The 16205-nt window shown below is 51.5% G+C and carries 15 protein-coding genes; 6 read left to right on the forward strand and 9 right to left on the reverse strand.

All coding sequences use genetic code 11. The annotated features are described in order from the left end of the window. Window positions 1-136: 136 nt before the first annotated feature. From EKM84_RS04525 to EKM84_RS04540, 4 genes are all read right to left on the reverse strand, one after another. Entirely contained in the window at window positions 137-829 is a 693-nt protein-coding gene (locus tag EKM84_RS04525) for a DUF4097 family beta strand repeat-containing protein (RefSeq protein WP_125764123.1), read from the reverse strand. 69 nt (window positions 830-898) lie between these two features. After that, the gene (locus tag EKM84_RS04530) at window positions 899-1465 is read right to left on the reverse strand and encodes a TetR/AcrR family transcriptional regulator (protein WP_125764125.1); all 567 of its coding nucleotides are present in this window, start codon (window positions 1463-1465) and stop codon (window positions 899-901) included. A 97-nt stretch (window positions 1466-1562) separates the two neighbouring features. Then, window positions 1563-2858 (reverse strand): MFS transporter, encoded by a 1296-nt coding sequence (locus EKM84_RS04535; RefSeq protein WP_125764417.1) that lies wholly within the window; start codon window positions 2856-2858, stop codon window positions 1563-1565. A 160-nt stretch (window positions 2859-3018) separates the two neighbouring features. Then, window positions 3019-3441 (reverse strand): MerR family transcriptional regulator, encoded by a 423-nt coding sequence (locus EKM84_RS04540; protein WP_125764127.1) that lies wholly within the window; start codon window positions 3439-3441, stop codon window positions 3019-3021. Between the two features lie 176 nt (window positions 3442-3617). On the opposite strand from EKM84_RS04540, the gene EKM84_RS04545 reads away from it, so the two are divergent. The 3 genes from EKM84_RS04545 to EKM84_RS04555 all read left to right on the forward strand — a co-directional run bounded on the left by EKM84_RS04545 (window position 3618) and on the right by EKM84_RS04555 (window position 6128). Next, window positions 3618-4298, forward strand: a complete 681-nt coding sequence (locus tag EKM84_RS04545) for a hypothetical protein (RefSeq protein WP_125764129.1) — start codon at window positions 3618-3620, stop codon at window positions 4296-4298. A 204-nt stretch (window positions 4299-4502) separates the two neighbouring features. Then, on the forward strand, window positions 4503-5576 hold the full coding sequence (locus tag EKM84_RS04550) for an NCS2 family permease (RefSeq protein WP_125764131.1): 1074 nt from the start codon (window positions 4503-4505) through the stop codon (window positions 5574-5576). Between the two features lie 3 nt (window positions 5577-5579). Next, on the forward strand, window positions 5580-6128 hold the full coding sequence (locus EKM84_RS04555) for a phosphoribosyltransferase family protein (RefSeq protein ID WP_125764133.1): 549 nt from the start codon (window positions 5580-5582) through the stop codon (window positions 6126-6128). Window positions 6129-6495: 367 nt separating this feature from the next. On the opposite strand, the gene EKM84_RS04560 is transcribed toward EKM84_RS04555, so the two are convergent. Further along, window positions 6496-8169, reverse strand: coding sequence for a glycoside hydrolase family 13 protein (locus EKM84_RS04560; RefSeq protein ID WP_125764135.1), 1674 nt, complete (start codon window positions 8167-8169; stop codon window positions 6496-6498). A gap of 30 nt (window positions 8170-8199) precedes the next feature. Beyond that, complete coding sequence (locus tag EKM84_RS04565) at window positions 8200-9597, reverse strand: SLC45 family MFS transporter (protein WP_191988065.1); 1398 nt, start codon at window positions 9595-9597, stop codon at window positions 8200-8202. 300 nt (window positions 9598-9897) lie between these two features. On the opposite strand from EKM84_RS04565, the gene EKM84_RS04570 reads away from it, so the two are divergent. From EKM84_RS04570 to EKM84_RS04580, 3 genes are all read left to right on the forward strand, one after another. Continuing rightward, entirely contained in the window at window positions 9898-10896 is a 999-nt protein-coding gene (locus EKM84_RS04570; RefSeq protein WP_125764137.1) for a LacI family DNA-binding transcriptional regulator, read from the forward strand. A 233-nt stretch (window positions 10897-11129) separates the two neighbouring features. Then, window positions 11130-11612 carry a hypothetical protein gene (locus tag EKM84_RS04575; protein ID WP_125764139.1) on the forward strand — a complete coding sequence of 161 codons (483 nt, stop codon included), beginning with the start codon at window positions 11130-11132 and terminating at the stop codon, window positions 11610-11612. A gap of 18 nt (window positions 11613-11630) precedes the next feature. After that, window positions 11631-12143, forward strand: coding sequence for a hypothetical protein (locus EKM84_RS04580; protein ID WP_125764141.1), 513 nt, complete (start codon window positions 11631-11633; stop codon window positions 12141-12143). 253 nt (window positions 12144-12396) lie between these two features. Here the strand turns inward: EKM84_RS04580 and EKM84_RS04585 are convergent, their stop codons facing one another. The 3 genes from EKM84_RS04585 to EKM84_RS04595 all read right to left on the reverse strand — a co-directional run bounded on the left by EKM84_RS04585 (window position 12397) and on the right by EKM84_RS04595 (window position 16168). After that, window positions 12397-14046: a peptide ABC transporter substrate-binding protein gene (locus tag EKM84_RS04585; RefSeq protein WP_125764143.1), complete on the reverse strand. Its 1650-nt coding sequence runs from the start codon at window positions 14044-14046 to the stop codon at window positions 12397-12399. A gap of 760 nt (window positions 14047-14806) precedes the next feature. After that, window positions 14807-15463 (reverse strand): EAL domain-containing protein, encoded by a 657-nt coding sequence (locus tag EKM84_RS04590; protein ID WP_125764145.1) that lies wholly within the window; start codon window positions 15461-15463, stop codon window positions 14807-14809. 177 nt (window positions 15464-15640) lie between these two features. After that, on the reverse strand, window positions 15641-16168 hold the full coding sequence (locus EKM84_RS04595) for a GNAT family N-acetyltransferase (RefSeq protein WP_125764147.1): 528 nt from the start codon (window positions 16166-16168) through the stop codon (window positions 15641-15643). Window positions 16169-16205: the final 37 nt, after the last annotated feature.

Consider the following 16205-nt stretch of genomic DNA (forward strand, 5'->3'; position numbering starts at 1 on the left):
TTATATGGTCAAAACGTGCGACAAAAGGCACCCGGTTCCGCTTAAAACTGCTAACCAAACAATCCAAGACCAGGATTATTCGGTTAGCAGCCTTAATGCTCGCCGGCTAAACGCCCTTTGTCCCACTCTCGTCATTTTAGTTTGTGACGCGGACCTGGCCCGACCCGCTGGTGATGGTCAGGGGATGTTGGCCCGCTTGGGTGTAGTGGTGACTGTTGTGGGCGACCTTTTTGCCATTCAGGTGGAATTGACCGGTCTTGAAGGCGACTTGGAGGCCGTCACTGGACAGCTGGTTGAGGGTCGTACTGCCGTTATCCTTGACCAGAGTGCCACCGGTCGTAACGATTAGACGGTGGGCGAGGGTCGTGCCATTGTGATGGTGGATCTTGAGGTGCTGGGTGGTCAGACCGTTTAACTTGAGCGTGCCATTGAACTGATTGATCGTTAAATTCCGCAATGCGTGGGGATCAGTTAGCGTAAGTGTTAAGACGGGTGTGTGGCCAATTTCAAAAGGGTGGCTGGACAAGTTAGACTCTTTAACGTCTAGACGATTGTTAGTCGTTGAGATGACGTACTGGTTGGTGGCGACGTTATTGAGGGTCAGCCGATTCTGTTGTCCGGGTTTAATAATTAGCTTGGCGGTCCGGAGCTTGAGCGTCAGGTTCTGGGGGACCGTGTCTAGGTCAACGGATTTAGTCGTGAGCGGTGTGGTGGTCAATGAGTTGACGGTGAAACGGCGGTTAGTACTGGTGGTCCAGAAGACTAAACCGCCTAGGACTAGGGCAAGGACAACGATGATGAGCAGTAGACTAAGTAGAATTTTTTTCATGAGAGGCTCCTTTTTGAATGAATATAATTTTTATTCATTCATTCTGATTTAAAAAAATAACCGGGACGGCTATTTTAAGATGACGCGGAGAATACCGGTGATCAGGTCGCTGACCAGCTGGAAATAGTCGGCCGTTTGGACCTCACTCTGGTGAAAATCGACCACGGTGAGGGCGTTGAACAGGCTGAGAATGCGTTCCTGAGTCATACCGGGCGCGAGCAATTTTCGCTGTTGCCAATCGGTGATCAGCACCATGAGGGTCGCGTAGACCACGCTATCGGCGACAATGTCCTGGTTGGTCTTAGCGATAATCGCGTTGAGCTTGGGATTACTAAACCACTCCTGGAGAATCCGATTGTTAGTGGATTGGGTGAAAATTTGTTGGAGAACGGTTTGAACGACCGTTACGGGAGCCCCCGTCAGGTCAATTTGGTTAATGATAGCTAGCTTGACCCGCTCATTTTCTTCGTTGTAGACGGCGATAAAGATGGCCGTCTTAGATTGATAGAAATTGTAAAAGGTCCCGACCGCGACATCCGCTTTGGCCGCGATATCCGCGATACTAGTGGCTTTGAAGCCCTGTGCTAGGAACAAGTCCCGAGCGGCAGTGAATAGACGTTGCTGTTTGTCGTTCATAATTTAAGCGACCTCCTTACCTTACTGAATGAATATTAATTTAATTCATTCATTTTGTCAAGTAAAAAAGGACCTGTCCGGAAACAGGCCCTTAGGATTAATCATCTAAATTGGGTTGGGCTAACGTCTCAGTTGCTAGGCGTTCCTGTAACTGTTGGTCGTAAGCGCGGGCGCTTGGCAACAGCCACATGGCAAGACCGCAGATCAGGGAGCCGAGGCCGCCGATGATGAACAGCTTTTCGACGCCAATGCTATCGGCTAGCGGACCCGCAAATATCAAACCAACCGGCCCAGCAACACTGGTCAGTGAGTTGAGCACGCCCAGTACGCGGCCGAGTTGGTCGGCGGGGAAACTCTGTTGAATCATCGCCATCAACAGGGTGCTGTAGAACGGCGTCATGGTACCGGCTAAGGCATTTAGCACCACAAACCAGACGAAGCCGGTTTGATTTCCCGGCAGGAAGCCGCTGCCGCCAAAGGTCACGCCCATGGCGACAGTCGCCCAGAAGATGGGTTTCATCCGGTCACGCCAGTTACCAAAGAGACCAATGATGGCGCCACCGGCAAGCATGCCGACGGAGTAAATGACTTCGATCAGGCCAGCCTGCCCCACGGTGCCGTGGAAGTAGCCCATGGTCATCAGGGGGTAGAGGCTGGCGGCGGGCATGAACATCAACGTGAAGGTTGCACCAATCATGGTGATGGCCCAGAGACCCCGCGTGTTGCGGAGCTTCATCAACCCAAATTTGGCATCGGCCAGGACGTGGACCTTCTCATCAATCACGGGATGCTCTGGGATCTGGACGAACGTCAACAGGCTGATGCCAATGATGGCGCCCAGCACGTCGATCAGAATTAAAAAATTCATGGGCACGATGGCAAAGAGAAACGCGCCCAATGCCGGGGAAATAATCATGTTGGCCGATTGGACCATTCCCAGTTGTCCGTTGATGCGCGTGAGCTCGTCGGTCGGCACCATGGTGGGCAGAATCGACTGAATCGTTGGCATCTGGAAGGTCTGGGCAATCGACCGAACCAGCAGGGAAATGAAAATCAGCCACAGCGGGAAGGTCGATTGGAGCGTTCCGGCAATGGACAGAATGATGGCGAAGACGGCGGCCACGATGTCCGGGACAATCAGTAGGGCCTTTTTGTTCAGTCGGTCAACGAATGGCCCCACGAAGGGACTGAGGAGCACCATCGGGAGCATTCCCAACAGCGTCGCCAGGCTGAGAACCGTTGCCGAGCCCGTTTGCTTGGTCAAATACCAGATGATGGCGTACTGGACCACCATACTGGTGATTCCCGACAGGAACTGACTGGTTAAGAAGAGATAGATGTTGCGCCGCCAGTGCGGCAAGTGTGTGGTTTCCAAGGAGCGGACCCCCTTCATAAAATAAGTTATAAATGCTTCACAGGTGGTTAAGCGTAGCATATTGGTTAAGGGGGTGCAAGAAAGTTGACTCAACAAAAAACCACCTCGCACACAACGGTGAGAGATGGCTGATTTGGTTGCTGAAACTGTGGTTAATGCTAGTGGGAGCCGGTCAAGTTTAAGCCGTTTGGTTGGTGGCCGTGCCGCGCATACTTGCGGGCACAAAACTATCGGGCTGGTGAGTCTTTATAATTTCTGCGTAATGATCAACCTTGAAGTTGATGGTCGACAGATGGTTCTTAAGGCCAGCGATTTCGTGGAGCGTCCGTTCCTGTTGCGCTTGCATCATTTCGTAGCGTTCAGGCACGGTGCTTTCCCCTTGTTGGACGAGATCGAGGTAGTGCTGAATCCGTTCGACGGGCATCCCCGTCCCCCGTAGGCACAGGATGATATGTAACCCTTCCAAGTCGACGTCGTTAAACACGCGGTTGTTGTTAGCGTCCCGTTTGACGTTGGGCAACATGCCGTGATCGTGGTAATAGCGAATGCTATAGGTTGAAATGCCCAGCTTCTGAGCAACTTCGTGGATGGTATAAGACATCTGGGTCCCTCCTCAAAAGGTTCGCGTTCGACTAACTCTAAGCAATGTGGTTAATCATACACGTTTACTTGCATTTGCGCAAGCGTTTGCCCTTTTTTTAAAATTGAGGCACAAATGGGTTGCCTTCAAGTGGGTCGAAGGGGGTACACTGCGGATAGGTGAAGAGGGGTGAGGGTGTGAGACAATTTAATGTGCAAGCCGCGGGTGAAGACTTTGTGCCACGCCTGCCGTGGTCGACCGACCCCAGCGCTAGCGTGGCTGCTTTATTGGGCCCGGAGCCGCGCGACCTGTTACTTCAGGATACGGCGACCGACGAGCTCACCATTGTTCCGCAGGTGGCGTTGGAAGAGTTGATTGAACAACTGGGGCACTCCGTCTACGGCCGCCTCGGCGATCAACTGGTCGCGGCACTACCAGGTTCAACGCCAACGTGGCAACCGACCGTCGCCAACTATCTATTGCTGGACCTGGCGCAGGTGAGTCATGCTACGGTGTTGGCGACGATGGGGGCATTGGTCGGGCTGGTCGTGGTCCAACAGGCAGGGGTTCCGGCAACGGCAGCCAGGTTGGCGGGAATCGCCGGTCAGGCGCAGTGCTGGCTGCAAGAGATTGGCGTGACGGCGCACCAACTACTTCTACCGGCGGGGGTCACGATTTTACGAAAACTGTTGACCCAACTGCGCACACAGAACCGCCAGTACGATGCCTACGCGCCGGTTGGTTGTGACACGCATGCGGGGCAACTCGTTCAGGAGGCAGTGGCATTGGCTCATGGCCAGCTGGAGACGTTGCAGTTACCGGATTCATGGCGGCTGTTACGAGTCGCGGTGGAGGAACGACAATTGAAAAATTCTTAACGCGATAATGGTTGTGCGACTCAACGAATAGTGGGTCGCATTTTTTTATGGCCTGAAACATATCCGAAAATAATAACACTATTTATATCAAATGTTCGTATAACCAGAAAAATCAATGGACAATTTCAGCTGATTAACGTATTCTGTAGAAAGAAAACGAATGATGGAGAACGAATAAATGAAACTGTGAAGGGTGGACAACTGATGCATTGGTTAGCGGATCTGTTGGCAGCAATTGGCGTCGTGTTAAATGGAATTCCCCAGGGAATCATGGCGATGTCGCTAGGATTTGCGATATTTCCGACGATGTTTTCGTTTCTATTTGCCTCAGCGGTCAACGGGGCATTTGGCGCCGTGGCCCCCTTATCCTTTCAGGCGGAATCTTTAGCGCTGACGGGCAAGTTAGGCAGGGACTTACGGGAGCGAACGTCGATCATCTTAGGGGGTTCCCTGGTCATGCTCCTGATTGGGGTGACCGGGACCCTTACTAAGATTGTCGCGCTGCTAGGCAACGGCATCATGGCGGGGATGATGGCCGGTGTGGGGATCATGTTGGCAAAGATTGCGTTGGGTATGGCGAAGCAGGAGCGGCTGACGGGGTGGACCTCGGTCGGGCTGGCCGCCGTGACCTATTTAGTGACTAAGGACTTAGTTTGGACCATTGTCTTATCCGTGGTCGGGTCGAGTTTAGCAGCCGTTTTCGTGACCCATTATCGCGCCGAACTCCCGGAACACGTGACGGCGCGCCGATTTGTCTTTACGAAACCAACGATTAATCCCCGTGTGATCCGTGGGGCGTTGAGCCTGGCCTGTCTGAACATTGGGGCCAATATTTCCTATGGACTGATTACGGGAGAGATGACCGGGCTTAAGCCCAATCCGGTCAATCTGAACCTGCTGACGATCACTCAGTCGTTGGCCGATATGGGGACCAGCCTGCTGGGTGGCGCCCCGGTCGAAACGATTATTTCCGCAACGGCTAGTGCGCCAGAACCGGTAATTGCCGGGATTCTGATGATGCTGATCATGGCGGCGATTCTAGCGATGGGTTGGTTGCCTAGGCTGGGAAAATACGTGCCGAGCGCCTCGATTGCCGGTTTTCTGTTTATTCTGGGAGCCGTCGTGATCTTTCCGGCAGATGCGGCGACGGCCTTGCAGGGGAAGGACGCGACCGTGGCGGCGATTACCTTGGTGGTGACGGCCGTGGCCGATCCGTTTGCTGGCCTCTTAACCGGGGGCCTGTTGAAAGCTTTGCTGCTAGTTGGACTGGGGGTCTAAACGATGTTAAAAACGTACGAATTAAAAGTGGGACCGATTACGCGGCAATTGCCGGTGGTGCCCATCAGTCAAGATTTGGCGATTGCGTCATTTGTGCTATTGGGGGATGCAGAGTTAACCGATTATGCTGCGGAACAATTGGCCCAGTTAGTGCCTAAGAAGTTCGATTATTTTGTCACATTAGAGAGTAAGGGCATTCCGTTGGCCCAAGAGCTTAGTCGGTTGACCGATCACCCGCAATTCGTGGTTCTGCGAAAGGCCACCAAGGATTACATGCGCGCGCCTCTCAAGGTCCCTGTAACGGCCATCACGACCAGTGCACCGCAGGAGTTGGTGCTGGATGGTACCGATGCCGACCGGCTGGTTGCGAAGAAGGTCGTCATTGTTGATGATGTCATTAGCAGCGGGGGCTCATTGAACGCCGCCCAGGAACTGTTGAAGCGGGCGGGCGCCACCATTGTGGGCCAGATGGCCATCTTGGCTGAGGGCGCCGCGGCGGACCGGCCGGACATTCAATACCTGGCCAAGCTTCCCTTGTTTCCCATCGATTAAACGGGTTAAACTTATGTTGTCAGCGCCTCCGGGAAGGTGAAAATGAGGCCGGTCCGCTGTGGGCGAACGTCCGGAGCCAAAGAGCGGTCTCCAGACTTACTTTGAGCCTCTGAAAAGCGAGTCTCAAAGATATCAATTGCCTAAGCGGCTTACGCCACTAAGGCAATTCCCACGGCTGGGCTCATTTTCACCTTCCCTGCGGCTGATATGGGTTTAACCCATTTATCAGATGTCATCCAAACTATCCGTGAATAAACTTAATCAGCATTAAATCTCAATACACATAAAACCACCTAGGTTCAACGACGCTCGCAGTCGTCATTGGAACTAGGTGGTTTTTAATTTCCCTTGATGTCAGTCAGAGGTGTTATTTGAATAAGTAAACTTTAGATTCGTAAGGCCGTAACGTGGTACCTTGGTCGTCGGTGTAGTTACCGATGAGCTTTTCACTGGCGTTGGCTTGGTCGTAATCGCGGATGACGGTCTGGTCGGTGAAATTGCTGATGACCAGCAGCGTTTGCCCTTGATAGTGACGCTTGTAGGCAAAGACTTGGTCGTCGTCGGCATCTAATTCTTCATAGGTGCCGTGAACGATCAGGTCACTGTTGTGGCGTAAGGCAATCAACTGCCGGTAGTAGTTGAAGACGGATTGGTCATCGTCGACTTCGGCGGCCGCGTTGATCTTAGTGTAGTTCGGGTTTAAAGCGAACCATGGTTGACCCTTGGAGAAACCGGCGTTCTTGGAATCATCCCACTGCATGGGTGTCCGGGCATTGTCCCGGGACATGTGTGACAGGTATTTCAGCATCGTTGGCTGGTCGATGATCTTTTCTTCCTCGACGTTTTGCCGGTAGGCGTTCAAGCTTTCCAGGTCTTCATACTGGTCGAGGGAGGTGTAGTGCACGTTGGTTTCACCTAACTCTTCGCCCTCGTAAACGTAGGGGGTTCCTTGGAGCATGTGAAGCGTGGTGCCCAGCATCTTCGCGGAGAGTTCCCGGTAGGCCGGCGTATCATTACCGAAACGTGAAACGGCACGGGGTTGGTCGTGATTGTTCCAGTAAAGGCTGTTCCAGCCCTTGCCATCCAAGGCCTTTTGCCAACGGGAGAGGGCGCTCTTTAATTCGGTCAATTTGACCGGAGCATCGTTCCACTTACCCAGCCGAGGGTCAGCGTTTGGGGATAGGCTGACGTGCTGGAACTGGAAGACCATGTTCAATTCGTTAGCTTCAAGTCCCGTATAGGTAATGGCGTCTTCTGGCGTGGAACCAGGCATTTCACCCACCGTCATGACGTCGTAGTGGGATAAGACCTCGTCGTTCATCTCCCGCAGGTAATCGTTGAGCTTAGGGCCATCGGAGACCAGGGGCTCCACGTTACCGTAAGGCGCACCCGGTGCTTGGGGCGCATCCGGCAATCCGGCTGGCTTGGAAATTAAGTTGATAACGTCCATCCGGAAGCCATCGACCCCCTTGTCCAGCCAGAACTTCATGAGGCTCCAGATTTCTTGGCGAACCTTTGGATTTTCCCAGTTCAAATCGGGTTGACCAGGCGCAAAGAGGTGCAGGTAGTACTGACCACGCTTGGGTTCAAACGTCCAAGCAGATCCACTGAAGTAGGAGCCCCAGTTGTTTGGTTCGTGGCCATCAACCGGGTCACGCCAAATGTAGTAATCAGAGTAAGGATTGTCCTTTGACTGCCGACTTTGTTGGAACCAGTCGTGTTGATCGGACGTGTGGTTGACCACTAAGTCCATTAAAATCTTCAGGTCTTGGTGGTGCGCACTGGCTAATAATTTATCGAAGTCGGTCATGGTGCCGTAAGCATCCTGGATGTTGCGGTAATCGCTGATGTCGTAACCGTTATCCTTGTCGGGGGACTTGTAAATGGGGTTCAACCAGATGACGTCGGCCCCTAATTTTTTAATGTAAGGTAGGCGTTGGGTCAGACCGGGGAGATCCCCAATCCCATCGTTGTTACTGTCTTGGTAACTGCGCGGGTAAACTTGATAGACGACGGCGTTTTTCCACCATTGCTTAGACATAGATAAAACCTCCTATAGAAATTGCTAACACTAGTTTACAGAATTTTCAGATAATTTAGGGTGAATAACACTCACAGCGACGGCCCCTAAGAGAAAGGCGATGCCGGCGATGACTAACATGCCGGGCATGGATTGGCCGATGGCTGGGAAAATGGCGAAGCTGGCCAGAGAAGCGATAATTTGTGGCAAGCAGATCCCACAGTTGAAGAGTCCCAGGTAGGCCCCTTCATTTTTCCCGTTGAGTGATTCAGTGAAGAGTGACATGGCTTGCGTTTGCATGGTCAGGTAGCAGATACCAATCAGGCAGAATGGCAAGATTAACAGCCATTGTGAGTGGATGAAGTAAATCCAGATCATGCCCAGGCCACCCATGATCAGGCTAACCCGGAACCAGAATTTCCGTTGGTTCGGTTTCGTGTGGGACAGAACAGCGAAGCCCCAGACCACGGCGGCTAGTGACTGGATGCAGGAAAGAATCCCGAACCAGTTCCCAGCGGCTTGGTAACCGGCGGAAGCGGCGTTGGCCGTGTGCCAAACGTTGTCGGCAATGGCACCAGTTCCGTAAGTCCATAAGTATTGAATGGCAAACCAGTCAAACAGCTGGACGAAGGAAATTTCCCAGAAGGCCCGTGGTGCGGTCTTCACTAAGTGCCACAGGCTGGCCGTTTTTTGCTTGGTCTCAGCCTTGACATGGTGGAACCGGTTGTAAGTTTCGGGGTCGTATTCTTTAACGGAAACAATTGTGTAGATCGAGGTTAATAGGAGAATTGCAGCGCCAATGTAGAAGGCCATCCGCACGGACAGGGGCACGGTGCCCTTAGAAGCCACGTTGGACACCCCAAACCAAGTTAACAGGAATGGGAAAATCGTTGCCAGCACCCCACCCAGGTTGGAGTAGGACTGTTGCCAAGACCAGGCCAAATCCTTTTGGTCTTCGTTGACCATATCCCCAATGATCATCTTGAACGGTTGCATGCAGACGTTAGAGGACAAGTCCATGAAGAGAATGGCGATGGCACCAAACAACAAGGCGGCAAGTGAGGCGTAACCAAAGCCAAACGACCCGGCATTCGGTAATAGAATCATGACCAATGCGGCGATGGGTGCCCCAATCATGAGGTAGGGCATCCGCCGGCCAAACCGGTTCCAAGTGATATCGGAGTATTTCCCAATCAAAGGTTGGACGACCATGCCGGCCAACGGGGGCAACAGGAAGAAGAAGCCCAGCTTGGTTGGGTCAGCCCCAATCGTTTGAAAGATCCGGCCCATTTGTGAGGACTGTAAGGAAAAGGCCATGTTGACCCCGAAGAAACCAAACGTCATCGCGAAGATGGTCTTCAAGGGTAGTTTCGGTAGTGAGTTTTCACTGGCGGTCGTGGTTGCGGTCGTCGCGGCTTGCTCACTTTCTAAGGCTGTATTTTGAGCCATAGTGATTCCTCCTTAAAAAATGAAAGTTGAATAATTGCTATCATCGGTTGAATTAATTAAGTAACCGCTTACAAGATGAATTCTAGCACTTTGCACAAACGTTTACAATGGCTTTAAATAAGAAAAGCAAACGTTTGTGTAAAAATACGGAATTTGCGGCAAATGACTTTGTTATTTCAGACTATTAACGGTAGAATAGGACGTAGACGTGAAAATGACAAGGCCAGGTATAGAGAAACGACTGGCCGGTGAAACGTGGTTAACCGACAATGAAAAAATAGAAGAAAGTAGGTGGTCGTGATGGCCGCAACGATTAAGGATATTGCGAAACTAGCGGGGGTCTCCACGGCCACCGTGTCGCGAGTTTTGGCCAACAAGTCGGCCTTCTTTAGTGAAGCGACGGCCACCAAGGTGCACGCGGCGGCAACTGAGCTGGGCTACCAGAAGAATACGGCGGCGGCCGAGTTGGTGACGCGCCACAGCAACGTGATTGCGGTCGTGGTCAATTCGACCAAAACCAATTTTGCCAGTCAAATCATTGAAGGCATTCAGGCAGAAGCCCACCAACATGATTTGAACGTGATTATTTTATACGCGGGGGATGCCGATCCCGTCCAGCAGCGGCGGGCATTGATGACGGTAATCGAGCGACCGGTGATGGGCATTCTCCTCTTATCCGTCGACTTGGCGCCGGAAAATTTGACGCTACTTCAAGGCTCACAGGTACCGTATTGTTTCCTATCCATCTCGTTTGACGGGGAGCGCTTGCCGTACATCACCTCGGATGACTGGCAGGTCGGCTACCAAGCGACTCAAGCGTTGATCAAACAAGGGCATCGGCGAATTGGCTTGGCTGGCGTCGATAGTGACTTTCATACTGGCCGGCAACGGGTGCTCGGGTATACGCAAGCCTTGAAGGATGCCGGCATTACACCCGAGGACGAGTGGGTCCAGCTGGGAAATTACAGCTATGATGCCGGGCAAACAGCGATGCGGGCGTACGGTGCGCAGACTGAGCTGACCGCCATTGTGGGTGCCAGTGACATGGCGGCCATTGGCGTGATGAATCAGGCGCGTGATTTGGGCCTATTAGTGCCCGCGGATCTCTCCATCGTGGCGATTGATGGCACGGAACTCTGTAGCCTGGTCCAACCACAACTGACGAGCGTGTCACAAAACTTCTATGAAATGGGGATTGCCGGCGTTCAACAGTTGCGGTCAACTGAGACGCTGCCGCAGAAGATTACGCCAATCAAGTTAGTCAATCGCCAGAGTGTCCGAATGTTGAAGGCAGAATAAATATGTTGAATTGCGGCGCCGGAAAGGTAAATTTCTGGCGTTTTTTTTCATCCATCTTAGCAAAGCCTGTTACAAGAGTTAAAAATCGTGAGTCCAGATAGATTGGCTCAATATCAGTGTGTATCGTTAATATTTATGTCAGAACAAAAACATCTTGTATTATTAACCCGGTTGGACTATCTTTAAGATAGTTAGTTGGAATAACTATTTTGAGGAGAAAGTAGGGGATTCAGATGAGTCGAAAACTTATTCAAGGCATCATCGCTGGGTTGGCCGTTGTGGCGTTTGGGGCAGTGGCTAGTCAGAGTACCACGGCACACGCTGCGACGTTGCCAGATAACCTGCAGGGAAATTGGTATGGGTACCTGGGTAATGCGCGTCATCATCACACGAAGTACTACTACGTGGAGCAGATTGCGTTAACGGATTCTGGCATCGATAGCGACATTAGTTCGACTAAGAATGCTGATTTATCAGATTTGACGTCATTTATAACCTCCGAGGCCAAGGTGACATTCAGTGTCAAAACGAAGCACAACCAAACCTTCTATCAGGCACGGGCTTTAGGCGACCAGAGTAATTTAGGCAAATTTCGGCTGACATCGGTCAAGGTTAAGGGTGTAAAGACACCAGCGTTGGCTTGGGACCAGGATGGCGACACGAACTATGCCTTTAGTAAGATCACGAAGGCCCGTTCCTGGGATATGATGGACTAGCGGAGAGGATGTTTTCTGATGAACAAATGGGTTAAAGGGTTAATTGTCAGTTTAGCCAGCGTCAGCTTCTTTGGCGTGGCCAGCACCATCCCCGTTCACGCTGCCAGCAAGGCGGTCGCCTTACCAAAGAGCTACCGCGGTAGCTGGTACCTTTATGGTGGCGCAGAAACTGTCGGCAAAAAGAAGGCCCCCGTCTTTACGTATGCGCGTGTGAAGTTGGCGCCTAAGAAAGTGACGTATAGCATCTGTACCTCGACTGCACCGACTCTGAAGAAACCAGTCTGGCAAGTGAGCTTTGTCGCACCCCTGATCTACACGAAAAAGGTTGCCAAGAAGACCCACAAGGTTAGTTATCGGATGGTTCTGCGCATGACGTCCGGCACGCCAGCAATCACGTTAAGCAAGGCTAAGGTTAAGGTCAAGATTCTGGGCAAAAAGGTGCCGGCTTTGCGGGTCAAAGTATCTGGAACAAAATTTTATGCCTTCCGCCAGCCGCTACCTAGTCATTCCGTTGGTGACTTGTTGGAGTAGACTGGTCACGTTTAACGATGGAAAAATGATCACGGGGATGGTGACATTTGCCAGCCATCCAATAGATTTTTACAGATTACAATAAACGCAAAAACAGGTTCCAACCGGGGCGCACTTCAAACGCCGGTTGGAACCTGTTTCAACTATATAAAGGAGACATAGATAAGTCTGACAGGTGGTGCTGGCTGATGAGGCCTGCCACCCGGGCCACGAGGGGGGTCGTGGTTCAGCTGGACTAGGAGTTAATCAATTGTTACTTCGCAATGTAGGTCGTCTTGAAGTCGTAAGGCACACCGGCTGGATTGTAGTTGATGTTCTTCACGTTCTTGCGCAACAGTTGGGACTTCGCAGCTTGGTACAGGGGGATTGTCCCTTGGTCGTTCATCAAGACCTTTTCGGCTTCGACCAGTTTGCTCCAACGCTTGGATGCTTGGTTCCCATCCTTGTTTTCGGATTCGTCGAGCAGTTGGTCGTATTGCTTGTTGGACCAGCTGGACGTGTTGTAACTGGAGTTGGATTCGTAAACGTCGAGGAAGTTGATGGGGTCGGCGAAGACGGATTGCCAGCCGCTCAGGGTCAGGTCGTAGTTCTGGTTGTGTTGACGCGTAATCAGTTGAACGTAAGGAATCGTGTTGATGGAGACCTTCACGTTTGGTAACTTCTGCAGCGAACTCTGGAGGAATTCGGCCGTTTGCTTGCTGGCGTCGGTGTCGGAAACTAACAGGGAAACGTCGAGTGACTTCTTGCCGGTCTGTTTGAAGCCCTTAGCCAGTAGCGCCTTAGCTTCCTTCAGATTGTAGGAAACGGCGGATTTCACTTCGGCTTCTTTGTCGAAACCTTCGCCAGTCTTAGGGTTGTTGCCCATGCCGGCAGGGACGAAGCCCTTAGAAGCGGTCGAGCCGTCTTGGAGCACGTCGTTGACCAGTTGCTTCCGGTCGATGGCCAGGGAGAAGGCCTTGCGGATGTTCACGTTCTTAAAGGCGGGAACCGTCTTTTGATTCAGGCTCAGGCGTTGCGTCCCGGTTGGGAGGCGGTTAACAAAGTTTTCGTTGTTCTTGTTGTTCTTCACTTGTTGGCCGTCGAGTAAAGTCTCGTCGGTCTTTTTGGCGTTAAATAAATTGTAGCTGGTCGTGGTGCTCTTGGTCACGACTTCGTTGATCTTGTCGAGGTGCACGGCTTGCTTGTCCCAGTACGTCTGGTTTTTGGCCAACGTCCAGGTAGTGCTGGTCCCGTTCCACTTGGTCAGACGGAATGGCCCGTTGTAAACGGTCGTGTCGGACGTGGTGCCGTACTTTTTGCCGTATTTTTGGACGGCCTTTTGGTTGACCGGGTAGAAGAGGGGCCAGGCGAGGAGCTTCTTGAAGTAAGAAACGGGCTTGGTGAGGTGCACCGTCAGCTTGTATTTGCCATCGGCCTTGATCCCCAGGGAACTGAGCGGCTTCTTGCCACTGTTGACGGCCTCGGCGTTCTTCACCTGGAAGAAGTAAAAGGCGTCTTGCGAAGCGGTCTTGGGAGCGAGCGTCCGTTGCCAGGAATAAACGAAGTCCTTCGCCGTGACTTCGTCGCCGTTGGACCACTTGGCCCCCTTGCGGAGGTTAAACGTGTAGGTCTTGCCGCCGTTGGTCAGCTCGGTCTTGGTGGCCAGTGCGTTGGCTGGCGTACCCTTGCTATTTAGACGGTAGAGGCCTTCCTGCGTGTTCTGTAGAACCGTGAAACTCAGGGTATCCGTGGCCTTGGCTAAATCGTTGGTCGCCAGTTCGGAGGCTTCCGTCCAGTTCAATTCCTGCTTGTCCGCATACTTGTTGCTGCCGTTACTGTTGCTGGAGCTGGACTGGCTGCCGCACCCTGCTAATGTTAAGAGGCTCAAAGCCGCCACCGTTAAGATCGTTCCCTTTTTCTTCATTCCAAACATCTCCTCAAAATAAAAATCGTCCTTATGTAATTGCTACATAAGGACGATTTTACTCGCGGTACCACCTTGTTTTATGGGGGACTCACATCCACCATCTCCGTAACTTCTGTTGCCAAAAGTCGGAAGCGGTAACGGGCTTCAACTCGGACAATCAGCTTTCACCAATTGTCAGCTACCAGGCTCATCTTCGCTGCTCCGTTGTAAGCCACCTTTTCAGCTACCGGTGGTCTCTGAACTTAGCGGGAACGGCTACTCTTCCTGGTGATGCGTTCGTGTATTTCTAATATGGCTCTAATAATAACGAGCTAGGGAAAGTTTGTCAACAGGGAAAATTCAATTAATTTAAAGGCGTGGTTACGGGGATTGTGGGGGTATATAGAAGAAACAGGGTATGGTGGTTGGTAAATATAATTATTTTTATCATGGATTTCACATTTTGATTTTTGGGTATTTATGCGGGGTAAAACGTGGTACTTGAATAGACTTTTTGAGAACGTCATCTGATAAATTTTGAGCTTTTTTGAGCCATTATCCCATGATAGTTTTGGCGGGTTTAAGCGTAAAAATGGTGATGTTTGATTTTTAATGGTTCTTGAATAAATGGCTTTAACGTAGGGAAACTGATTGATTTCGCTTCACTCGCGGTTGACTTATTGGGACCATTTCTCATGGAGATGAAATAGTATTTTACGCAAAAAACGACACGCAGCCAACCGGCCAGCGTGTCGTTTCATTTCGAATAAGTATGCAATTAACCAGCGTAGGGCACGGGTTTACTGTAATAGTAGCCCTGGGTCGTCCCAGCGTTGTATTTCTTAGCCAACGCCACGTCGCTGGGATCCTCGATGCCTTCTAGCGTGAAGCCAAGCTGGTACATGTCAGCAATCTTACGCCAGGAGCTGAGACTCGGCAGTAATTCTTTTTGCCGATGTTGGAGCCGGAAATTTTGCATGGCGAACTTGATATTGTCCATGAAGGGCAGGATATCTTGTACAGCCGGGCACCACGGATTGTCCGTGCCGACGTCATCCAAGCTCAACTTGATGTCAAACGCCCGGTACAGCGCCACGTAACGGTGGAGTTCCTCCAACAGAGGGGCTTCCGTTAATTCGACGACTAATTTTAAATTTTTAATGGATTTCTTCAAGTGGATCAAGTGGCCAATTGTCCGACGGTCCGTGAATTGTTCACGGTTTAGATTTAGCGAAATCTCGGGATTATCTTTGTGATCCTTTAAAATGTTCGTGATTTCTTGATAGGACAGTGACACCTGTTGGTCCATTGGAAGCGCTGTGAAATCGGTTGGTGTCACCCAGTAATCGTGACAGTAAGAGCGTAATAGTAGTTCATAACCAGCTAACTTCTGCGTTGCCGCGTTCACTTGCGGCTGGACGAAAAATCGATACATTTTAAAAGAAAATCCCCTTTCTACTAAACCAGTCTGATAAACAATGGTCACCATTATACATCATTGCGCAATTAATTTACAGCCATAATGGTGCACGACTTTAGCAATTTGGCACCCCAAATTCAGTGGGTCGTCCGCTAAGTGAGCGCTGACAGCCCGTAAAATGGTGACACTTGGCTAATCTGCTAAATTCAGCTCGTAGGCGTGGCGGAGGTTATCGCCGGGTTCGTCCACACGAATCTCGCCGCGGTATTGGTAGCCTAGGCTCCCAGCAATCGCCTGCATCCGCTTGTTCATGGCATGCGTGTCGATGCGGAAGTTACGGACGCCCTCTTGGTAGGCCTGGCTGATCAGGTTGGAGAAGAAGTAGTGGCTCAGGTGTTGCCCGGCAAAGCCAGCGCTCAGGGCAATCCGGTGAATCGTGGCGTAGGGAGCCGTCGTGTTGTGCCAGCCCTCGCCATCGATTTCGTGGTAGTTCGGGTCGTCACCGACCACCTGCGCGGCGGTTCCGGCCACCTGACCATCAACCATCAACAACCAGCTCTGTTGGGCCATAATGTCGCGTCTGATGGCCGCTTCGTCCGGGTAGCCATCTTGCCACTGTGGACTGCCATCGGCCTTCAGTAGAGCCTTAGCGTTAGCAATAATGGGCATGATAGCTGGCACGTCGGCCGCCGTTGCCCGTTTCAAATAAATTAAACTCATTGTTCGTCCTCCATTTGGTTTGGTTATAAATCTTAGA

The organism is Levilactobacillus mulengensis, from assembly GCF_003946045.1.
Classification (GTDB): Bacteria; Bacillota; Bacilli; order Lactobacillales; family Lactobacillaceae; genus Levilactobacillus; species Levilactobacillus mulengensis.